Here is a 17,984-nt window from a genome sequence, read left to right as displayed (position 1 = left end):
CATCAAGGTCTATCGGCGGAGGCTCTGGAACCTCAGGCTGTTGCACGAGTTTTTTGTAATGCGCAATTACAGACTTAATGTTTGTATAGATGTGAAGAGATCCATCTTCTTTTTTCTTTGACCACTCCTCGGAAAGGTATCGCTTCGCTTTGACTGTTCTTTTGTCTAGGTTCGCAAGAGGAGAGGCATAGTCACCATCCTTAGATACGATGTGTAGATCTCCAGCCGGTACGTGCTTCAGTAGAACTTCCCAGTTATACCTGTCACCAACGCTTTCTCCTTTGCCTGGAGGGTTGCCTCGTTGCGAGCGTTCAATGGCAAGTTTGAAAATTGCATCGTCCTCGTCGTATTTTAGTGATTTGTTGAATATTTCCTTTATTTTTTTATCTACAGGTAAATCATTTTGCAAGGCGAGCCCCGTAGCGTTGGCTATCAAAGTCTTCTTTGCAGACTCTGCAATTTTTATAGCCTCCTGATAATTTCTTGCAGCTTCCGTTCCTCGCATGTGGTTTGGTACCGCGTTAGGGAACTTGCTATTCTGGAATTCGGTGACAGCGCCATGGAGTTTTGATTCCCTATTTCGCTCAAACTCATTTTCTACCTGTTTTGGAAGATGCAGAACTATCTTGTTCGGACCGACAATTTCAAGTAATTCATCTATGACTCCGTCGTCATCGTCGGGATAGGTGTAGAAATTCAAGAAGATATTTGTGTCTATGAACAAATGCATCACTGGCATAAGCAGTTCCTTCGCTTGGTGTATCAGGGCGATTGCTTGGATCATTTCACAGCGCCCCTTGTCTGACTATAGTCCTAGGGCGTTCTGCAGCATGCCAACGACGTCCGGGCCGTCCTCGTTGATCCACATACCGTAGTGCTGACGGATCATGTTCGCGCTGGTATGGCCCATCTGCTCCGCGATCCAGTCGACCGATGCCACGCCGGTGGTGAGCAACTGACTGGCGTAGGTGTGTCGGCACTGGCCAGGTCCGCGATAACGAACGCCGGCCGCTTTCAAGTGCGCTTTGAAGAACCTGTCCCTCACGACAAAGTCGCTGACGTGCGGCAGGCCGCTCTTGGTGTTCAGGAATACAAAGTGCAGCTTGTGCTTGCGGACGGTTTTATTGTCCCGCTCGACGACGTCGACAGTGTCCACGGTCTTGAGCTGGTTGATGGCGTCCAGTTTGCGCAGTGCATCCCACGCGGGCTCAAGCAGACGCACCTTGCGCGTAGAGCGCCGAGTCTTCGTCACGCGATAGGCCCCCCGCACCTTTGACCTGCGGAAAGTCACCGTTCCTTGTTTCAGATCGACGTCCTCCCACGCCAGCGCGATGGTCTCCGACACCCGTGGGCCTGCCCAAATCATGAACTGCACCATCAGCAGTTCCTGGGTGCGGTTGGTGGGTGTTTCGAGGATCTGCTTGATTTCTGCTCTAGTGAACGGGTCCGGCGCCTCTGGATCGGGCAGACGCACGAATAACCCCTCGGTTGGGTCGTGTGCGACCTTCTTCCGGGTGCGGTAGAGCCTGAACACTTGGCGCACATTGCTGATGATGTCGCGGATGGTCTTGTTCTTCAGGCGCTTCGACAGCGGCCCCTGAATCCACTCTTGCAGGTCCAGGTGGTCAATCTGGTCGATCTGAATGTCACCCCAACGCGGCCGCACGTGAACCTCAGCCTTGTTCTTGTACCCACGGAAAGAGGTCGCTGCCACGCTGTTGCTCTTGATCGTCAGCCACAGGTCCAGGTAATGCCCAAAGCTGTTCTCGGCGAGCTTGGTTGACTCGGGAAAATGCCGGCGGTAATCGAAGGTACCGGCCTGTATCTCGTATTCGATCACTGTCACCAGACGCTTTGCATGCTCCCGGTTTGCCGGTGTGTTGCCACCGGGCACCAGCTCCCGGCACAGCTCACCATTGAAACGGAAATAGACCCGCACCGAATTGCCACGGGCCTCTACGCCATCTGCCATTTACGCTCCCACGCGATGTATTAAAGATCCAACGTCTTGGAAGAAAAAAGGCCCGTCGCCGGGCCTGATGTATTGCGGTTTTAGTGTTGCCGATCACTGTTGGCGAAGTAACCAGAACAATCCGGCACTTTTTCTAGGCTTGGTTGCAGACTCTGTTTGGGCCTCCTCAGCCCTTCGTTGAGCATTGAGCGCCTGGCCCGCTCTGCTGCACTTTTGGTGGTTGCCGTGGGCGCGGGATTTGTTGCATTGGTCGCAGACGCCGGTCAGGTCGAGATTCCAAGGGAAGGACTTACCATTGTTCAAAAGCGTCTCCCGATCACATCCGAAACGATTGATGAATGAACGCCGGCTGAGTCTGATGTTCTGCGGGATGTGCTGTGTCGGTCTGAATCTCGCATACGAACTGGTGCTGCTGACGGTTCTGAGTCGTAAGGGCGTTGGTGAGACGCGGGATAGCTGCCATGCATTGGTCATAGGCGTTTGATCCCTGCCAGTATTGGGTGGGCAACATCTGGCAGTTTGTTCTGGTTGCATCGGTGCAGAGGTAAAGCAACAAGAGGGCGGTCATGGCCACTGTCCTCCAGCCAGCACGCGGCTGAGCGCGTTGGGTTGAGCGCGCCTTTTTCGTCCATGCCATTGAGGAATTCATACAGGTCCCAAAACTCGCGCACGGTCGGGTGGTCGGCGTTGATCGCCTGTTGCCGCTCGACTGCCATGCGGTTGATTTCTGCGTGTGCGAGGGCCTTACGGCGCTCGCCGAGTGGCACGACCCCAGCCAGTGCATCCACCAGGCTGCGGAGTTGGGCGTGGTTTTTGGCGATACGCACGGTGCGCACGCCGGGCAGGGCCAGCAGTTCTTGTTCGTAGCCGGAGGTGTTTACCTCCATCAGGCGCATGGTTTCGGTTTCGCGTTGCAGCGCCTTGACCAGGAAGCCGCTGATGCTGTCCATCGGCATGCGTTCCAACTGCTCGGCGTATTGCTTGGTCTCCGGCGTGTGGTGCTCGCGCGTCAGGTGGACGTGGCAGATGCGCTGCAGGATGGGTTCTGAAGCGTTCACGGGGTTGTTCTGCGCGATCAGCAGGGCGGCGCGGAACGGCGGTTCGTGAGTGTCGTTGCCGTTTTTTTTCACGCCGGTAGAGCGAACGCTGCGGCCGTTGTAGGCGGTTTTCAGTTCGTCCCAGTCGAAGTGTTTAACTGGCTGGCCTTCTTTTTGCTCACGCTCCGATTCGATCAGCACCACTGGCAAGTTGCTGACCTGCGAGAAGTTGCGCGCACGGCTTGCGGCGGTCGCTTTGGATGGGTCGAAGCCTTCGTAGTCAGTACGCCCGACCGACTTCCACAGCAGCTCCACCAAGGTGGTCTTGTCCGAGCCGGCTTCACCCACCAGTTCCAGGAACATCAGCGACTTGTGGATCTGGCGGATTTGCTCAGCGTGCAACGCTCCCAGCCACCAAGCCAGCACCACCAAGCCTTGTACGCCAAAGGTAAGCGTTCGGCAAAGTCATCTGGTTATCTTCACGAAACAAGAAATGATGCCCATCTCCGTGGGCACCATTTTTAGCGACCTATGTATTCAGGCTTATCGATATTTCGGGTGCATGCCTGACTGGGAAGTTAACCGAACGGGCAATGAAGCATTTTTCGTGTGCTATTTGGTGCAGAGCCCGAGCCTTTTCAATTTCTGACCCAGAAGCCAAGATTACCTTAGGCCTCAAAACAACCGAGGTAAATTGGCCCGCACCGTTGCTCTCTTCGACCATTACTCCTTGTGCATTGTCCTCATATGCCACCACCACAATCCCGGCCTCAGCACAAAGGCCGAGGTACCACAGCTTGTGGCACGCAGATAAGGATGCAACAAGTAACTCCTCAGGGTTCCAACGAGTTGAGTCCCCTCGGAAACTGGGGTCGGATGAGCCGTCAATTGGGGGCTTGCCGTAAGCCCGGATCACATGGGCCCGGCTATAGCCGCGATAAGCTGACGTCCCTGTGCCCTCATTACCAGTCCAAGCTACCTGGACTTCGTAGTCGTGTACCTTATGTGTCATTTGATCCTTCCTAGGAAAGGGTTTGAGGTAAACCCGTCAAAATCCCGTGTTATTGAACGTGCGCCATCTATGTGGCAGCAACTCGCCAATTTCGCTCGCCCGTTGCGTCGGTAGGCGTTCGAGCACATCCTTTAAATATGCATACGGATCATACCCGTTAAGGCGCGCCGACTGGATCAAACTCATGATCGCCGCCGACCGTTTTCCACTGCGTAGCGATCCTGCGAAGAGCCAGTTCTTACGTCCAAAAGCCCAAGGCCGGATTTGGTTCTCTGCCCAGTTGTTGTCTATGGGTACGTCCCCATCATCGAGGTAGCGCGATAGAGCTGCCCAGCGTTTCAAGCTGTAATCCAGTGCTCTGCTGATGGCAGAGCCTTCAGGCACGAGATCGCGCTGCGCGATCATCCAGGCATGCAACATATCCATCACCGGTACGGCTTTTTCTTGCCGTATTCGGCGCCGTAAATCCGGAACCAGGTCGCGGACTTCACTTTCGATTTCGTACAGCAACTGGATATAGCGCAGCGCCTGCTCGGCGAGCGTGCTCTTGTTGGTGGCATGTAGTTCGAAGAACTTGCGCCGCGCATGAGCCATGCAGCCGATCTCGGTCACGCCGAGTTCAAAACTGGCCTTGTAGCCACCAAAATCATCACAGACCAGCTTGCCCTTCCAGCCTTGTAGAAAGTTGCGAGCATGCTCACCAGCACGGCTGGGGCTGAAGTCGTAAACCACCGCCGCCGTTTCGCAGAACTGGCTGGTGGCGTAGGCCCAAACATAAGAACGGTGGGTTTTCTTCGAGCCTGGAGCGAGCATCTGTACCGGTGTTTCGTCGGCGTGGATGACCTGCTGCCCGAGCACTACGTCGCGCAGTGCATCGACCAGCGGCTGTAACTGCACGCCAGTTATGCCAACCCATTGAGCCAATGTTGAACGTGGAATTGCCAAGCCAGCTCGACCGAAAATCGACTCCTGGCGGTAAAGCGGAAGATGGTCGGCAAACTTGGCAATCAGGACGTGGGCAAGCAGCCCAGCGGTCGGGATGCCTTTATCTATGACCTGTGCCGGAACTGGTGCCTGGATCAGTGTTTCGCAGTCATCGCAGACCCATTTACCACGAACATGGCGCTCAACGGTAAACACGCCCGGCGTGTAGTCCAGCTTTTCGCTGATATCTTCACCGATGCGCTTGAGTGTGCAGCCGCATGGGCAGTGGGTGTTGTCCGGTTCGTGATGGATCAACGTGCATGGGAATTCTGCCGGCAATGCCGTGCGCTTGGGCTTCTGCTTTTTTTGCTCGGTCGCCGCAGGTGCTATTTGCAAGGCTTGAAGCTCGGCCTCTATCGCCGCGATATCGGTATCGATCAGGTCATCGAGCAGGCTGGCCTGCTCAGGATTCATCTGCTCGCTGCGCTTGGCAAACTTCAAACGCTTGAGTTGTGCGATCTCGTGGGTCAGCTTCTCGATCACCGTTTGATCGCGGTTGATCTTCTTGCCCATGGTCTCGACTTGCGACAGCAACTGCGCAGCGAATGCACGCAGTTGGTCGGGATTCATTTGATCGAGATTGGGCGAGGAAGTCATGCCTTGGATTTTACCAAAGCAGGCCCCTTGCGACAGCAAGCCAAGACGTTTAAAGCAGCGTGATTCCACCGCCAGCTCCAACACGTTGCCAAGGTAGGCCAAGCACCAAGGCCTGAAGTTGCTCGGTAACCAACTGCACTTCACTACCTTGCCGAACGCCTGGCCAATGAAATTTACCTTGGTTCAAGCGCCGTGCAGCCAGCCAGACGCCAATCCCATCGTGCACCAGCACTTTCATCCGAGTCGCGCGGCGATTGGCAAACAGATAGGCGCAGTGCGGCTTCGCCGCACCGAACACCGCGATCACCCTGGACAACGCCGTTTCAGTGCCGGCGCGCATATCCATGGGCTCAGTGGCGAGCCAGATGGCGTCGATGCGGATCATCGCACTAGGTCTCGAAGGAAAGCGGCGCAGGCAGCAGCACTATCGGTTGGCCAATTTACTTTGATGGTGCCGCGTGGGTGCAGAATCTCAACGCTGATATTCGATGAAGATAGGCGCGCTGTTGTTTGCATAGGCAATGGGATGAATGCAGGTGTCAGCGCCGTGCTTTTCTGCGCGTGCAACCGAACCCATTTGTGGACGAGGTTTGCGTTAAGGCTGTGGCTGAGCGCAATGCTGGCAATCGAAGCGCCGGGCTGGGCGCACTCTTGAATGACCTGGACCTTGAAGGATTTGGAATAGGAACGGCGTGTTGGCTGCATGAAATACCCGCTTAAAAGGCTAGAACTGGTGCCCACTTAATTTAAGTGCACACCATGTCTGGGCTTTGCAGGGTTGGGTAGATGACTTGGCCGGACGCATACCGCCAAAGCAGCGCCAGTAGATGTCGAACCAACCTTCGTTGTAGGCATTGAGGTCGGTATTGATATGCAACACCGGCGACTGGCTCTGCGACTTGATGCTCAGCTTACTACTTCGCCCGCGAGGCGTTCATCGATGCGCTGGAGACCGGGCGTAACCAGATTTTCCTGTCGGCCTCGAAGAACCAGGCCTATCTGTTCCGGGGCTACATTCAGGCGTTCTGCCGCGAGGTGATCGGTGTCGAACTGACTGGCGATCCCATCGTTCTGCCCAACGGCGCAGAGCTGTTTTGGGTCGATCAGGGAGGCGGCGCAGATTTATGCGGCCAATGAGCTGGAGCCGATACAGACGCGAATGACTCAGTTGAATGACTGGCTGGGCGAAGAGGTTATGAAGTTCAAGCCCTATGAAGTCGGCGGGGATGCGTAAAGCCCCCACGCAGCAAACAAAGCGTTGAACCGGTACGCCAATACCGACGTGCTCTAAATAATATCCAGCTTAACTGATACCCCGAAGCTGATCATCACCAGCAGCAGCCCAATCAAGCTCCATTGGAGCGTCACTAGCTTGCGTTTGAGGGCAATTGGGAAGTTGGTTAGGTCTTCGGAGCTTAGTTCGCCTCGTTTCAGGTAAAAGTTAGGGAATGTAACAATTCCCGAAATGCCCCCTACCAGCAAAAGCTTTCCCCAAGGTCCGCCATGTCGAAGCGGCGTACGAACCATGATGGCTGAGCAGTTCTTCAGGCGATCGAGCATTAAATCCATTTTCGTGTAGGCCAGATGCAAACAGATCCCTATCGAAAGGAAAATCCCTGCCAGGTCGACTATAGCGATGGTTAAAAGCACCTTTTCAGGAGTGTCCAAACTCATTTGCCCCCCTCGCAGATCTTTTCACCGACCCCGAGCCTTGGCGGCGCACTGGTAGGACTCTCAGGCCGACCTCCAAAAGATTAAGAACGAGCGCTACAGGCGAAGAGTTCGCACACTGGGGGGCGCTCATGCAAAGGCTACAAGAGTCGGCTAAATGTTGTACGCCTTGATGATTTTGGAAAGGGCGACGAATAGGACCATAGATGCTAATAGCCCCCATACGCTCCATTGCAAGAAAATCAACTTGCGCTTCAGGCCAGGTTGAAGACTGGCAAGATCTTCGGTATTCAATTCTCCCCGCTTTATGAACGATTTCGGAAACGTCACAATCCCAGAAATACCACCTACGAGCAGAAGCTTTCCCCAGGGCCCACCATGCCTGAGTGGCGCTCTGATTGTTACAGCGGAACAATTTTTGAATGGTTCTAGCATTTCATCCAATCGCGTGTAGGCCAAGTGTAGGCAGACGCCAATCCAGACGATACTGAGAAGAAGAACAGCTCCACATAGGAAGCCGACTGCGAGTCCCGCCGTGCTCATTTGGTGACCTCATAAATAGCTTCGCCCAATGTCTCGCCCCCGGCGCCTAGAAGTTTTCCACCTGCATATGAACCCGCCCCGACGACGATGACGCCGCATAGAAGAGTAGCGGCTCCGCCCGTTGGAATTCCAAGTCCGATACAAATTGTACTTACGGTTGCGCCTGTCAGTGCGGCCCCTGTGATTGCACCACCAGCCACGCCGCCGATAAAGTTACCTCCCTCTGTGAATTTGATTTTCTTGCAAGCCTCTGCATTGCCAGCGGTGCAGACATCTTGAACCTTCATGTAGCTAGCGCCGCCCCCAACGGCTGTACCAATCCAGCCGCCGTATTTAACAAACTTGGCTGCTTTGGCGACTCCTTCCGCGTGAGTGGCATAGCCGGGAATCTGCCCCGCAGCTCCTGCCACGCTCCAGTGGTGCACCAAGCTTTTGCTGGATATCCCAAGAGCAGTTTTTAAACTTGGATGGTCTGGGAAGCCAATACCTCTTCTGGTCAGCCCGTTGAGCTGTCTATCGAGTTTGGCAAACAGTCGTGCACGTTCAGTGAAGAACTCTTGGCTTCGCAAGTGGCCGTCACGCTGAAAGCTTTTCTGGTGCAGGGCCTCAATATCTTTCAGTGAGGTCTGCACATCTCCAAGGTTCTTGGCGAAGATGGATTCACCAACGCCGATTGATGTTGAGCCTTGCGAAAGCATGGATTCAATTTCGCTCCGGTGGCGAACCATGAAACTAGCTTCTTCATCACTCATGGGCTTGAGTGCAGCGTCCACTTTCTGAGCTGCTTCTGTTAGTAGAGCCTCTTCACGGGTGCACTGGAGGTTGTTCGGATCGCTTAATACGATGAGTTGACCTGGCTTGGCGTAACCCGTGACGTGTGGGTTGAGGCGCTTGAATTTCTCAAGCGTTGCACCATCCGGCTTATCGAATAACGCAGCTTCAAGCGCAGAGCGCGGCATGACTTCTTGAACGATATAGAAGCCGGGTTCAGCCGTCTCTTTCGCTGCACCAGCTTTCTCTGCCGGAGCTTCTGGGTATTCCGCCCAGTACTTGGCGTGGAGGTCGATAGGTTCTCCACCCCGGTACTTTTTATTTCTCGGCGGGTTGACTAGGGCAGGCTTTGGGACGTTTCCATACTCACTCATGCGGCTTCCTTTGGTTCGTCGATTCCTTGTCTTGCCATGGTAACCGGTGGATCGCGTTCAGTTGAATGGTGGCCGATGGCTACTTTTTTGCGCTTTGGTTAAGTCGAAGTTCATGAGAGCAATCGCCACAGAGGTAATGGGTGTACGAGCTGTAATGAATCGGTAATGCTAGGAGGCTGCGATAGCCCGCAGGATCACGTTGATTCCGATCAGCATTGGCGTGCTCTGATGAGCATCCGGCTTGTCACCATCTGTGCAAGAGCCTTCTGGTGCTTGAGGTGCATTATCTGGCTCACTTCCATAGCTCGCCAACCTCATCCGGGATTGCTGCATGTCGACCATTTTGATCAATACCGTCAAAAGCCCCGCCTATTTCCGATCTGCCCTAAAAGGTCGCCGATCCTGCCCGCTCGTCGCCCTCGCTCATCACCGAACCACAAGTCCATAAATGACCGACTAGTCTCAAGCACTTCGGGAGCGATACTTTTCAGGCAGACCGGTTGGCCTGTATCGATCCGTTTTTGAGGAGCAAGGCAATGACTGATCCGTACATTGAGGATGATGGGGCTGAATTTCCGATCAATAATTGCGTTCAATGCGGCCAGACGCATTATCAGGCAGGGTTTGGGGAAGATTCTCTGCATAACGGCAAGATCAAATCGGCCGCACCAAAAGGGCCGAAAGCAAAATTTTTGCCGAAAGTGACGGCACGATCCCGCAGGTAACCCATGACATACCCCGCCATCGAGCGGGGTATTTTTTTCAGGTACTTTGATAGTCACCGTCTGCTGGAAAAAACGCGAAACGTTGATTTTTCTTTCACAAAGTTTTCACACCTATCGAAGTACTGTGAAGCCATCCGTTAGAAAGCAAGTCTCCAGCCCGTTCCCCAGCGGGCTTTTTTTTGCCTGTCATAAAACCTTTCCGATAATCGCTGTCCAAACGGCGCCATGCGCGACATAGCGCCGGTTTTTGCCTGGACTTTGCCCAGCGACCGCATTCAGATGGCGCCCCTATGTCTTTCCTATCTGTTTGAGGTTTTCGTCATGCGTTTAACACTGCCTGCTCTGGTTTTCGGCCTTCTGGTTGCTCAAGGTGCGATGGCTGCCGGTGATGGCACTGCGGCACTCGGCGGCGGTCTGGGTGGTGCGCTGGGTAATGTGGTCGGCCAGAAAATGGGCGGCAGCACCGGTGCTGCGATTGGTGCCGGTGTGGCGGGTGCGGCGGGCAGTGCCGTTGCAGCTCGCAAGGGCAGCCGTACAAAAGCAGCAATTGGTGGCGGTGTCGGCGCGGCGGGTGGTTCGGTGATCGGCAACAGCCTGGGCGGCGCCACCGGCGCTACCATTGGCGCTGGTTTGGGCGGCGCGGCTGGCGGTGCGGTGGGCAGCAACCTGTCGAAAGGCCACAAGCGCCACTGATTTTTTATATCTGTCTGAATCAGCCCGGCCGACGCCGGGCTTTTTCATGGCTGAACGTTTTGCGCAGATTCGTCTCCAATTTGTTACAGAGGTTCATCTGGTCAACTGGCCCGTTTCGGGCACTGTGAGGCTTGTATGCGAATGAAATTTTCCGCGATGGTATTGGGCATGGTTCTGGCTCAGGGCGCGATGGCCGGCGGCAACGGTGACGCGGCTGTAGGCGGTGGCCTGGGAGGCGTTTTGGGCAATGTGGTGGGCGGGCAGTTGGGCGGCAGCACGGGCGCGGCAGTGGGAGCCGGTGTCGGTGGTGCGGCGGGCAGCGCGGTCGGGGCTGGCAAGGGCAATCGCACCGAAGCAGCGATTGGTGGCGGCTTGGGTTCAGCCGGCGGTTCAGTGATCGGTAACAGCCTTGGCGGTTCGACGGGCTCGGCGATCGGCGCAGGGCTCGGCGGCGCGGCGGGCGGTGCGGTCGGCAATAATCTGGGCGATGGCAATGGCAACTCCCATCCTGGCAATGGACACAAGCAAAAGCACAAGCACAAAAATCGTTACCGTTGACAGGCCGTCGAGTGGCGGTCAGTCATTCTGGAGGAACGATTGCCCGCCATGCGTCTCGAACCTCATACCAACCTGAATTGAAGAGGCAAGTCATGACTCCCGAAACCGAAGGAAAGGAAGAGAAAGGCCCCAGCGGTGTGCCCTTTATCAATGATCCGGGCAACGAAGATCCGGGATCGTTGATGGATGACGCCACCGTTCCACTCAACGACGCCGATGACGCGGCAGACACCGAATATGAGGGCGACGGCGAGGAAGTCTGACCGCTTGTCCAGTCATCCCGACGCCGTTCTGCTGTCCAACCCCCAATCTAAAGGGCCCGCATTGGCGGCCCATTGAAGGGACGTCCCATGACTTCAGATCCGAAATCCACAGACGCTGATGAAACCCCGGAATATCCGTTGCCTTCGCCGACTGACTCGTTGAGTCGTGACCAGCGTCCGCCCGATGACGAGTCCGATGTCGAAAAGGGGCTCGACGATGACATAGAAGCCGACCCGAGCGATCCTGACATTGCCGGTAACGATGCATCTGGTGAGCCGAGCTGATCGGTTTCGATTTGCCCGTTGCTCAACCTTCGTCTCGCTCGTTATGCTGCTGAACCCTTTAATCAGATCCGCACGGCGGCCGTCCCCAGGTCGCCCGGGATGTGTCAGATAACGGATCCGATGATGAATGCAGCGCTGAAAGCGTTCGGCCCGATCAAGGCCGTAATTTTCGATATGGATGGTTTGCTGCTGGACACCGAAGGCATTTATACCGAGGTCACGTCCCTTATTGCCGGGCGTTACGGTAAAACGTTCGACTGGAGCGTCAAGCAGAACATCATCGGTCGCGGCGCGGGCGACCTGGCGCGCTACGTGGTGCATGCGCTGGATCTGCCGATCACACCGGAAGAATTTCTTCGAATCCGTGAACCGCTTATGCGCGAGCGCTTCCCCACCGCGCAGGCGATGCCAGGCGCAGAGGAACTGGTTCGTCACCTCAAGGCACATGACATCCCGATTGCCGTAGGCACCAGTTCATCGCGCCAGTCGTTCGGCCAGAAAACCACGCTGCACAAGGACTGGTTCGCACTGTTCGATTTCATCGTCACCGCAGACGATCCAGAAGTCGGCGCCGCGAAACCGGCTCCGGACATCTTCCTGACGGCAGCACGGCGTTTGAAAGTGGCGCCGGAACACTGCCTGGTATTCGAAGACTCGCCGTTTGGCGTCACAGCGGCCAAAGCGGCGGGCATGACGGCGATTGCCATCCCCGATGCGGCCATGGCCGATGAAAAATACGCACACGCCGACGGGATCCTTCGTACGTTGAAAGGGTTTGTCCCCAGTGCTTGCGGATTGCCGGCGCTGGAATGGGCCTGATGAGCATCCGATAAGCCAGGCAAAAAACGCCGGCCACCTGAATAGGTGGCCGGCGTTTTACGTTCAGGGCAGACGCTCAGAGCATCAGGCGCCGAAACCACCGTCGATGGTCAGGCTGGCACCGGTGATGTAGCCGGCTTCAGGGCCTGAAAGGTAGGCGACGAAACTGGCGATCTCTTCGGCTTTGCCGTAACGACCCACCGCCATCAGGGGGATCAGGCTGTCGGCAAAGTCGCCGTTTGCCGGGTTCATGTCGGTGTCGACCGGGCCAGGTTGCACGTTGTTAATGGTGATGCCGCGCGGGCCGAGGTCACGGGCAAGGCCTTTGGTCAGGCCAACCAGCGCGGACTTGCTCATCGCGTAGACACCCCCGCCGCCAAAGGGCATGCGGTCGGCGTTGGTGCTGCCGATGTTGATGATGCGCGAACCTTCGCCCATGTGTTTGGCGGCTTCCTGACTGGCGATAAACACGCTGCGCACGTTGATGGCCAAGGTCTGATCGAAATCTTCAAGTTTGAAGTCTTCCAGCGGGGCGATGGCCAATACGCCAGCGTTGTTCACCAGAATGTCGATCCGGCCAAAGGCTTCGGCGGTGGCGCTGACGGCTTGGCGAATGGCGTTGGCGTCGGCGCTGTCAGCCTTGATTGCCAGGGCTTTGCCGCCGGCAGCGGTGATGTTGTTTTGCAGTTCTTCAGCCTTGGCGGCGGAGCTGACGTAGGTGAAGGCAACGGTCGCGCCTTCGGCGGCCAGGCGTTTGACGATGGCGGCACCGATACCGCGAGAGCCACCTTGAATCAGAGCAACTTTACCGCTGAGGTTTTGCGTGGTCATGTTCGAACTCCAGAAAATTCAAGGCGGGAGTGCCTTGCTGTTGGAGCCGAGTATCGGCCCCGGATAAGCAGCCGGGTAGACCGTGATTGCTATAGTCTGTGTAAACCAAAAGTTTACAGTGGCGATCATGGAAACCTTCAGCAGTATCGAATGCTTCGTGCGCAGCGCCGAAGTCGGCAGCTTTGCAGAGGCGGCCCGACGGTTGAGTCTGACGCCGGCGGCCGTGGGTAAAAGCGTGGCCAAACTGGAAGCGCGACTGGGCGTGCGGCTGTTCCAGCGTAGCACCCGTCGTCTGACCCTGACGGAAGCGGGGCAACTGTTTTTGAATGAAGTCAGCAGCAGCCTGACGACGATCCAGAATGCCGTGGCCAATCTGGCCAGCGCGGGCGGTCAGCCGGCCGGAACGCTGAAAGTCAGCATGGGCACCGTGTTCGGGCGTTTGTATGTGGTGCCGTTACTTGGCGAGTTTCTGCGGCAGTTTCCTGCGATCAATCCTGATTGGCATTTCGATAATCGCCAGGTCGACCTGATCGGTCAGGGTTTTGATGCGGCGATTGGCGGTGGATTCGAGTTGCCCCAGGGCGTTGTCGCGCGCAAGTTGACGCCGGCGCACCGGGTTTTAGTGGCCTCGACGCAATATCTGCAAGTGCATGCAGCCATCCTCGGCCCGGACGATCTTACGCACCACGACGGCATTCTGATCCGCTCGCCACAAACTGGCCGTGTACGTTCCTGGCAGTTGACCAGCCGAGCGCGTGAGCACAGTCCGTTAACCTTGCGGGCGCGAATGACCATGAGTGATTCGGAGGCTGCCTGTGCCGTTGCGACGCAGGGGGTGGGCATTGCGTTGGTGAGCATGCCTTTTGCCGTGCCGTATCTTGAGGCCGGCACGTTGCAGCGGGTATTGCCGGACTGGTATGTCGATGACGGCAACATCTCGATTTATTACGCCGAGCACAAACTGTTGCCGGGCAAGACCCGGGCGTTTGTTGATTTCATTATTGAGCAGTTTGCGGGGCAGGGATTGGTGGCGCGGTTCAGTGCGGTTTGAGCAAGGCATGACATCGAGGTGCGGCTTTCGCGAGCAAGCTCGGCTCCTGCAGGGGTTCAACACCCATCCTGTAGGCGCCGGGCTTGCCCGCGATGAACGATAACGCGGTCTACCGGCAAAACCGCTCAGCCCAACCCACAATGTTTTTCGGCCGAGGTGTCGCATACGTCCGCACCTTGGATGTCGACAATCCCAGCCGCACCAGCGATTCAGCAATCGTCACCGCCGCTGTCACGCCATCGATCACCGGCACGCCGGTACGCCGACGGATTTGCTCGTCGAGCCCGGCCATGCCGCCACAGCCCAGGCAAATCACTTCAGCCTTGTCCTGCGTGACTGCCAGTTCGGCCTGATGGGTGATGGCTTCCAGCGCCCGCTGCGGTTCGTGTTCCAGTTCCAGTACGGCGAGTCCACTGGCCCGTACTGACGCACATTTTTCCCACAGCCCGGAAAGCTTCAATCGATCCTCGATCAACGGCACCGTGCGGTCGAGGGTGGTAACCACCGAATAGGCGTGGCCGAGAAACATCGCCGTGCTGGCGGCCGCATCGGTGATGTCAACCACAGGTACGTTCAGCAACTCCTGCAAACCTTCACGACCATGTTCGCCGTAACCGGCCTGGATCACTGCGTCGAAGGGCTGATCGTAGGACATCACCCGATCCATCACCGCGATGGCGGCCAGGTAGCTTTCAAAGTTGCCCTCAATCGAATCTGCGCCGAAGTGCGGCGTGAGGCCGACGATTTCGGTGCCGGGGGATGCCACGGCCTGAGCGGAGCGGGCGATGGCCTGGGTGATGGACTCGGTGGTGTTGACATTGACCACGAGAATTAGCATGGGAAGTCCTTATTGCGCAGGGTTCTGCGGCCCGTGACGCGGGCCGCGAAGGTTCAATGGCTGACGTTGTCGACGGCAATGCATTCGCCACTGACGTCGGCATAGTGCGGTTGTCGCTTGGCGATGATCAGGTAGAGCATTCCGGCGATGCCGGCGCCGATCAGCCAGGAGAAGGGCGACACGTTATGGAAACCCGGCACCAACGCCAGGACGATGGCGATCAGGGCTGCGGGAATAAACGCCGCCACGGCTCGGACATTAATACCGCGGTTGTAGTAATAAGCGCCGTTGGGGTCTTCGCTGTACAACTGTGGCACGTTTATCCGCGCTTTGCGGATCAGCCAGTAGTCAACCATGATCACGCCGTACAGCGGGCCGAGCAGGGCGCCGAGGCCGGACAGGAAATACACGATCACCAGCGGACTGTTGTAGAGATTCCAGGGCAGAATCAGCACGGCGAGGGTCGCGCTGATCAGGCCGGCGCGGCGGAACGTCAGGTATTTCGGCGCGAGGTTACTGAGCACGAAGGCCGGTGCGACGAAATTGGCCATGATGTTCACCGCCACGGTGACGATCAGGAAGGCCAGGCAGCCGAGTACCAGAAAGAACGTGTTGGGAATCGAAGCGATGATCTCGGTCGGGCTTTCAATGATCCGCCCGTTGATCTGGAACTGCGCGCCACACAACAGCACGGTAATCGCGGCGAACACCAGAATATTCACCGGCAAGCCCCAGAAATTTCCCACCTTGATGGTTTTGCGGCACGGCGAAGAACGCGCGAAGTCGCAGAAGTTAAGAATCAGCGTCCCGTAAATCGCCAGCCACAACGCGCCGCCGGCAAAAATGTTACGCCACATCTCGCCACCGCTCAGCGGTTCGCGGATTGACCAGGCGATGGTCGCGTCGGCTTGGGTGTACATCCACGCGGCAAGCGCGGCGACAGTGAGCAAAATCACCGGCCCGGCAAACGCCTCGTAGCGCCGCACCATTTCCATACCGTAAGCAAGAATCGCCAGTTGCACCAACCAGATCGCCACGAAACACACCCAGCCCAGGCTCGACAGGCCAAGGATCGAGTTGTGATCGTAGTCGGCGAAGCCGGGATGAATGGCGGTGAGCAGAACCCGGAACACCACCGATGCCAGATACGTCTGAATGCCGAACCAGGCGATGGCGATGACAGCGCGAATCAGTGCAGGAATTTGCGCACCATGGATGCCGAAACTGATCCGGCTGATCACCGGAAACGGCACGCCGGTTTTCTGCCCCATGTAACCGGACAGGTTCATGAAGAAATACACCAGCGCCGCGCCGATCCCCAGCGACAGCAGAATTTGCCAGCCACCCAGGCCCAGGGCGTAGAGCCCGATGGCAAAGGAGTAGTTGGCGATGTTGTGCACGTCGTTGGTCCACAGGGCAAAGATGCTGTAACGCCCCCAACGCCGGCCTTCGGCCTTGGTTGGCGCCAGGTCGTTGTTGTGCAGTCGCGGGCTTAATTGCAAAGGCTCGGCTGTGTCAAAGGGGCGATCAAGGGGTGTGGAGGAGGGCAGATTCAGCGCGATGTTGTTATTGGAGAGACTTGTACGCATTCCGGCAGGCTCCTGATGTTCGAGGCCGCGATGACTGTGCATAAGCCGTCAGGCTCGACAAATCTTCGTCGCGACCAATGAAAGCATCACTGGTTAGGGGCATCTGCAGCCTGTACGGGATAGGGCGCTTCAGGCGTGCGGATCGAAAGTGTGTATGTTTTGCAAGGTTGTATACAAAACATGTATGCACTTAAGCGAGATGCATGCCAGTTCAGGATCTAGCCAAGGACGGTGAGATTTCGTTTGGTGATCAATTAAGGATAAGCGGCTGAATTGCTAGCAATTTAAATTGACTGATTGAACAGGTATTTATTCGCGCGGGCAGGTTTTTGTGGTGGTGGGAAAAGAGGGATTAAGACAGGGGTGTAACTTTTCGGGGCGCGTAAACAAAAAAGTGCACACACAAATGGCACCGATGGTGACAGTCATGTGTACACATTTATTTTCGACCAGGAGGTCATTGTGGGAGCGTCGTATCGCGGACGTTATGCCTTGGATTTACTGATGATATTGCCCGCATGCAGCCCGCATTCTTTCTGCGTTGCTTCCTCCCACCACCAGCGGCCTTCGCGCTCGTGCTGGTTGGGCAGAACCGGGCGGGTGCAGGGCTCACAACCGATACTGATGAAACCGCGTTCATGCAGGCTGTTGTAAGGCAGCTCAAGCATGCGGATGTAGCCCCAGATCTCTTCGCTGGTCATCTGCGCCAGCGGGTTGAATTTGTACAGCGTGCGCTCGGGGGTTGAAAACGCGGTATCGATTTCCAGCGCCGCCACGGCGCTGCGAGTGCCGGGGCTCTGGTCACGGCGCTGGCCGGTAGCCCAGGCCTTGACGCCGGAGAGCTTGCGGCGCAGCGGTTCGATCTTGCGAATCCCGCAGCATTCGCCATGGCCATCTTTGTAGAAACTGAACAGGCCCTTTTCCTTCACGAACGGATCAAGCTTGGCGTGATCCGGTGAGACGATGTCGATGTCAATCTTGTAGTGCTCACGCACCTGCTCGATGAATCGATAGGTTTCGGGGTGCAGGCGGCCGGTGTCGAGGCTGAACACCTTGACGTTCTTGTTCAGCTTCCAGGCCATGTCCACCAGCACCACATCCTCAGCGCCGCTGAAAGATATCCACAGCTCATCGCCGAACTCGGCAAACGCGAGTTTCAGGATGTCCTGGGCGGATTTATTGGCATAGGTCGTGGCGAGTTCCACGACATCGAACGTTGGGCTCATCAGGGCGGCTTCCTACAGGTCGGTGGCGCTGGGCGCTCTATATGGCGGCGATGGTAACAAAAAGCTGCGGCCCCGGGCGACGACATTCCCGGTAGGCGCTGCCGCGGGCTGCGATCTTTTGATGTTGTTCTTAAAATCAACAGAT

At 56.6% G+C, this 17,984-nt stretch carries 19 protein-coding genes and 3 pseudogenes; 9 read left to right on the top strand and 13 right to left on the bottom strand.

The features are described 5' to 3' along the window. The 7 genes and pseudogenes from GIW69_RS03630 to tnpA all read right to left on the bottom strand — a co-directional run. On the bottom strand, window positions 1-784 hold a 784-nt coding region (locus GIW69_RS03630; RefSeq protein WP_236480758.1), incomplete at its 3' end, for a PIN domain-containing protein. A gap of 21 nt (window positions 785-805) precedes the next feature. Continuing rightward, a complete protein-coding gene (locus GIW69_RS03625) occupies window positions 806-1,972 on the bottom strand; it encodes an Arm DNA-binding domain-containing protein (RefSeq protein WP_236480757.1) in 1,167 nt (388 codons plus the stop codon). Window positions 1,973-2,571: 599 nt separating this feature from the next. After that, window positions 2,572-3,456: pseudogene (locus GIW69_RS03620) on the bottom strand (bifunctional DNA primase/helicase); the annotation flags it as partial. An 82-nt stretch (window positions 3,457-3,538) separates the two neighbouring features. Further along, window positions 3,539-4,021: an OsmC family protein gene (locus GIW69_RS03615; protein WP_236480756.1), complete on the bottom strand. Its 483-nt coding sequence runs from the start codon at window positions 4,019-4,021 to the stop codon at window positions 3,539-3,541. Between the two features lie 36 nt (window positions 4,022-4,057). Then, a complete protein-coding gene (gene tnpC / locus GIW69_RS03610; RefSeq protein WP_236480762.1) occupies window positions 4,058-5,602 on the bottom strand; it encodes an IS66 family transposase in 1,545 nt (514 codons plus the stop codon). A 49-nt stretch (window positions 5,603-5,651) separates the two neighbouring features. After that, window positions 5,652-5,987 (bottom strand): IS66 family insertion sequence element accessory protein TnpB, encoded by a 336-nt coding sequence (tnpB, locus tag GIW69_RS03605; protein ID WP_236480755.1) that lies wholly within the window; start codon window positions 5,985-5,987, stop codon window positions 5,652-5,654. Then, window positions 5,984-6,307 carry an IS66-like element accessory protein TnpA gene (gene tnpA, locus GIW69_RS03600; RefSeq protein WP_236480754.1) on the bottom strand — a complete coding sequence of 108 codons (324 nt, stop codon included), beginning with the start codon at window positions 6,305-6,307 and terminating at the stop codon, window positions 5,984-5,986. The genes tnpB and tnpA overlap by 4 nt, the downstream gene beginning before the upstream one ends. A 201-nt stretch (window positions 6,308-6,508) precedes the next feature. Here tnpA and GIW69_RS03595 point away from each other — a divergent pair. Beyond that, a pseudogene (locus GIW69_RS03595) lies at window positions 6,509-6,703 on the top strand (terminase large subunit domain-containing protein); the annotation flags it as partial. Beyond that, window positions 6,696-6,836 (top strand): annotated as a pseudogene (locus GIW69_RS03590) (portal protein); the annotation flags it as partial. The pseudogenes GIW69_RS03595 and GIW69_RS03590, both read left to right, overlap by 8 nt. Window positions 6,837-6,889: 53 nt before the next feature. Here GIW69_RS03590 and GIW69_RS03585 read toward each other — a convergent pair. Then, the gene (locus GIW69_RS03585; RefSeq protein WP_236480753.1) at window positions 6,890-7,276 is read right to left on the bottom strand and encodes a hypothetical protein; all 387 of its coding nucleotides are present in this window, start codon (window positions 7,274-7,276) and stop codon (window positions 6,890-6,892) included. 536 nt (window positions 7,277-7,812) lie between these two features. Then, entirely contained in the window at window positions 7,813-8,961 is a 1,149-nt protein-coding gene (locus tag GIW69_RS03575; protein WP_236480751.1) for a hypothetical protein, read from the bottom strand. Window positions 8,962-9,497: 536 nt separating this feature from the next. On the opposite strand from GIW69_RS03575, the gene GIW69_RS03570 reads away from it, so the two are divergent. From GIW69_RS03570 to GIW69_RS03545, 6 genes are all read left to right on the top strand, one after another. Continuing rightward, window positions 9,498-9,686 carry a hypothetical protein gene (locus GIW69_RS03570; RefSeq protein ID WP_236480750.1) on the top strand — a complete coding sequence of 63 codons (189 nt, stop codon included), beginning with the start codon at window positions 9,498-9,500 and terminating at the stop codon, window positions 9,684-9,686. 321 nt (window positions 9,687-10,007) lie between these two features. Continuing rightward, a complete protein-coding gene (locus GIW69_RS03565; protein WP_236480749.1) occupies window positions 10,008-10,379 on the top strand; it encodes a glycine zipper domain-containing protein in 372 nt (123 codons plus the stop codon). 135 nt (window positions 10,380-10,514) lie between these two features. Then, complete coding sequence (locus GIW69_RS03560; protein ID WP_236480748.1) at window positions 10,515-10,937, top strand: glycine zipper domain-containing protein; 423 nt, start codon at window positions 10,515-10,517, stop codon at window positions 10,935-10,937. Window positions 10,938-11,029: 92 nt separating this feature from the next. After that, window positions 11,030-11,200, top strand: coding sequence for a hypothetical protein (locus GIW69_RS03555; RefSeq protein WP_236480747.1), 171 nt, complete (start codon window positions 11,030-11,032; stop codon window positions 11,198-11,200). Window positions 11,201-11,287: 87 nt separating this feature from the next. Then, window positions 11,288-11,485, top strand: coding sequence for a hypothetical protein (locus GIW69_RS03550; RefSeq protein WP_236480746.1), 198 nt, complete (start codon window positions 11,288-11,290; stop codon window positions 11,483-11,485). Between the two features lie 123 nt (window positions 11,486-11,608). Next, complete coding sequence (locus GIW69_RS03545; protein ID WP_236480745.1) at window positions 11,609-12,304, top strand: HAD-IA family hydrolase; 696 nt, start codon at window positions 11,609-11,611, stop codon at window positions 12,302-12,304. Window positions 12,305-12,388: 84 nt separating this feature from the next. Here GIW69_RS03545 and GIW69_RS03540 read toward each other — a convergent pair whose 3' ends face one another. Further along, window positions 12,389-13,135: a 3-oxoacyl-ACP reductase family protein gene (locus GIW69_RS03540; RefSeq protein ID WP_236480744.1), complete on the bottom strand. Its 747-nt coding sequence runs from the start codon at window positions 13,133-13,135 to the stop codon at window positions 12,389-12,391. A 127-nt stretch (window positions 13,136-13,262) separates the two neighbouring features. Here GIW69_RS03540 and GIW69_RS03535 point away from each other — a divergent pair, with 127 nt between their 5' ends. After that, window positions 13,263-14,186: a LysR family transcriptional regulator gene (locus tag GIW69_RS03535; protein WP_236480743.1), complete on the top strand. Its 924-nt coding sequence runs from the start codon at window positions 13,263-13,265 to the stop codon at window positions 14,184-14,186. A gap of 109 nt (window positions 14,187-14,295) precedes the next feature. Here the strand turns inward: GIW69_RS03535 and GIW69_RS03530 are convergent, their stop codons facing one another. The 3 genes from GIW69_RS03530 to GIW69_RS03520 all read right to left on the bottom strand — a co-directional run bounded on the left by GIW69_RS03530 (window position 14,296) and on the right by GIW69_RS03520 (window position 17,839). Further along, complete coding sequence (locus GIW69_RS03530; RefSeq protein WP_236480742.1) at window positions 14,296-15,024, bottom strand: aspartate/glutamate racemase family protein; 729 nt, start codon at window positions 15,022-15,024, stop codon at window positions 14,296-14,298. 53 nt (window positions 15,025-15,077) lie between these two features. After that, window positions 15,078-16,613, bottom strand: a complete 1,536-nt coding sequence (locus GIW69_RS03525) for an NCS1 family nucleobase:cation symporter-1 (protein ID WP_236480741.1) — start codon at window positions 16,611-16,613, stop codon at window positions 15,078-15,080. 485 nt (window positions 16,614-17,098) lie between these two features. Then, window positions 17,099-17,839, bottom strand: coding sequence for a phosphoadenylyl-sulfate reductase (locus tag GIW69_RS03520; protein WP_236480740.1), 741 nt, complete (start codon window positions 17,837-17,839; stop codon window positions 17,099-17,101). Between the last annotated feature and the right edge of the window lie 145 nt (window positions 17,840-17,984).

This window comes from Pseudomonas syringae, assembly GCF_021605415.1.
Classification (GTDB): domain Bacteria; phylum Pseudomonadota; class Gammaproteobacteria; order Pseudomonadales; family Pseudomonadaceae; genus Aquipseudomonas; species Aquipseudomonas syringae_S.
The sequence above is the reverse complement of the archived record's forward strand: the minus strand, read 5'-3'. Positions and strand labels throughout refer to the sequence as shown.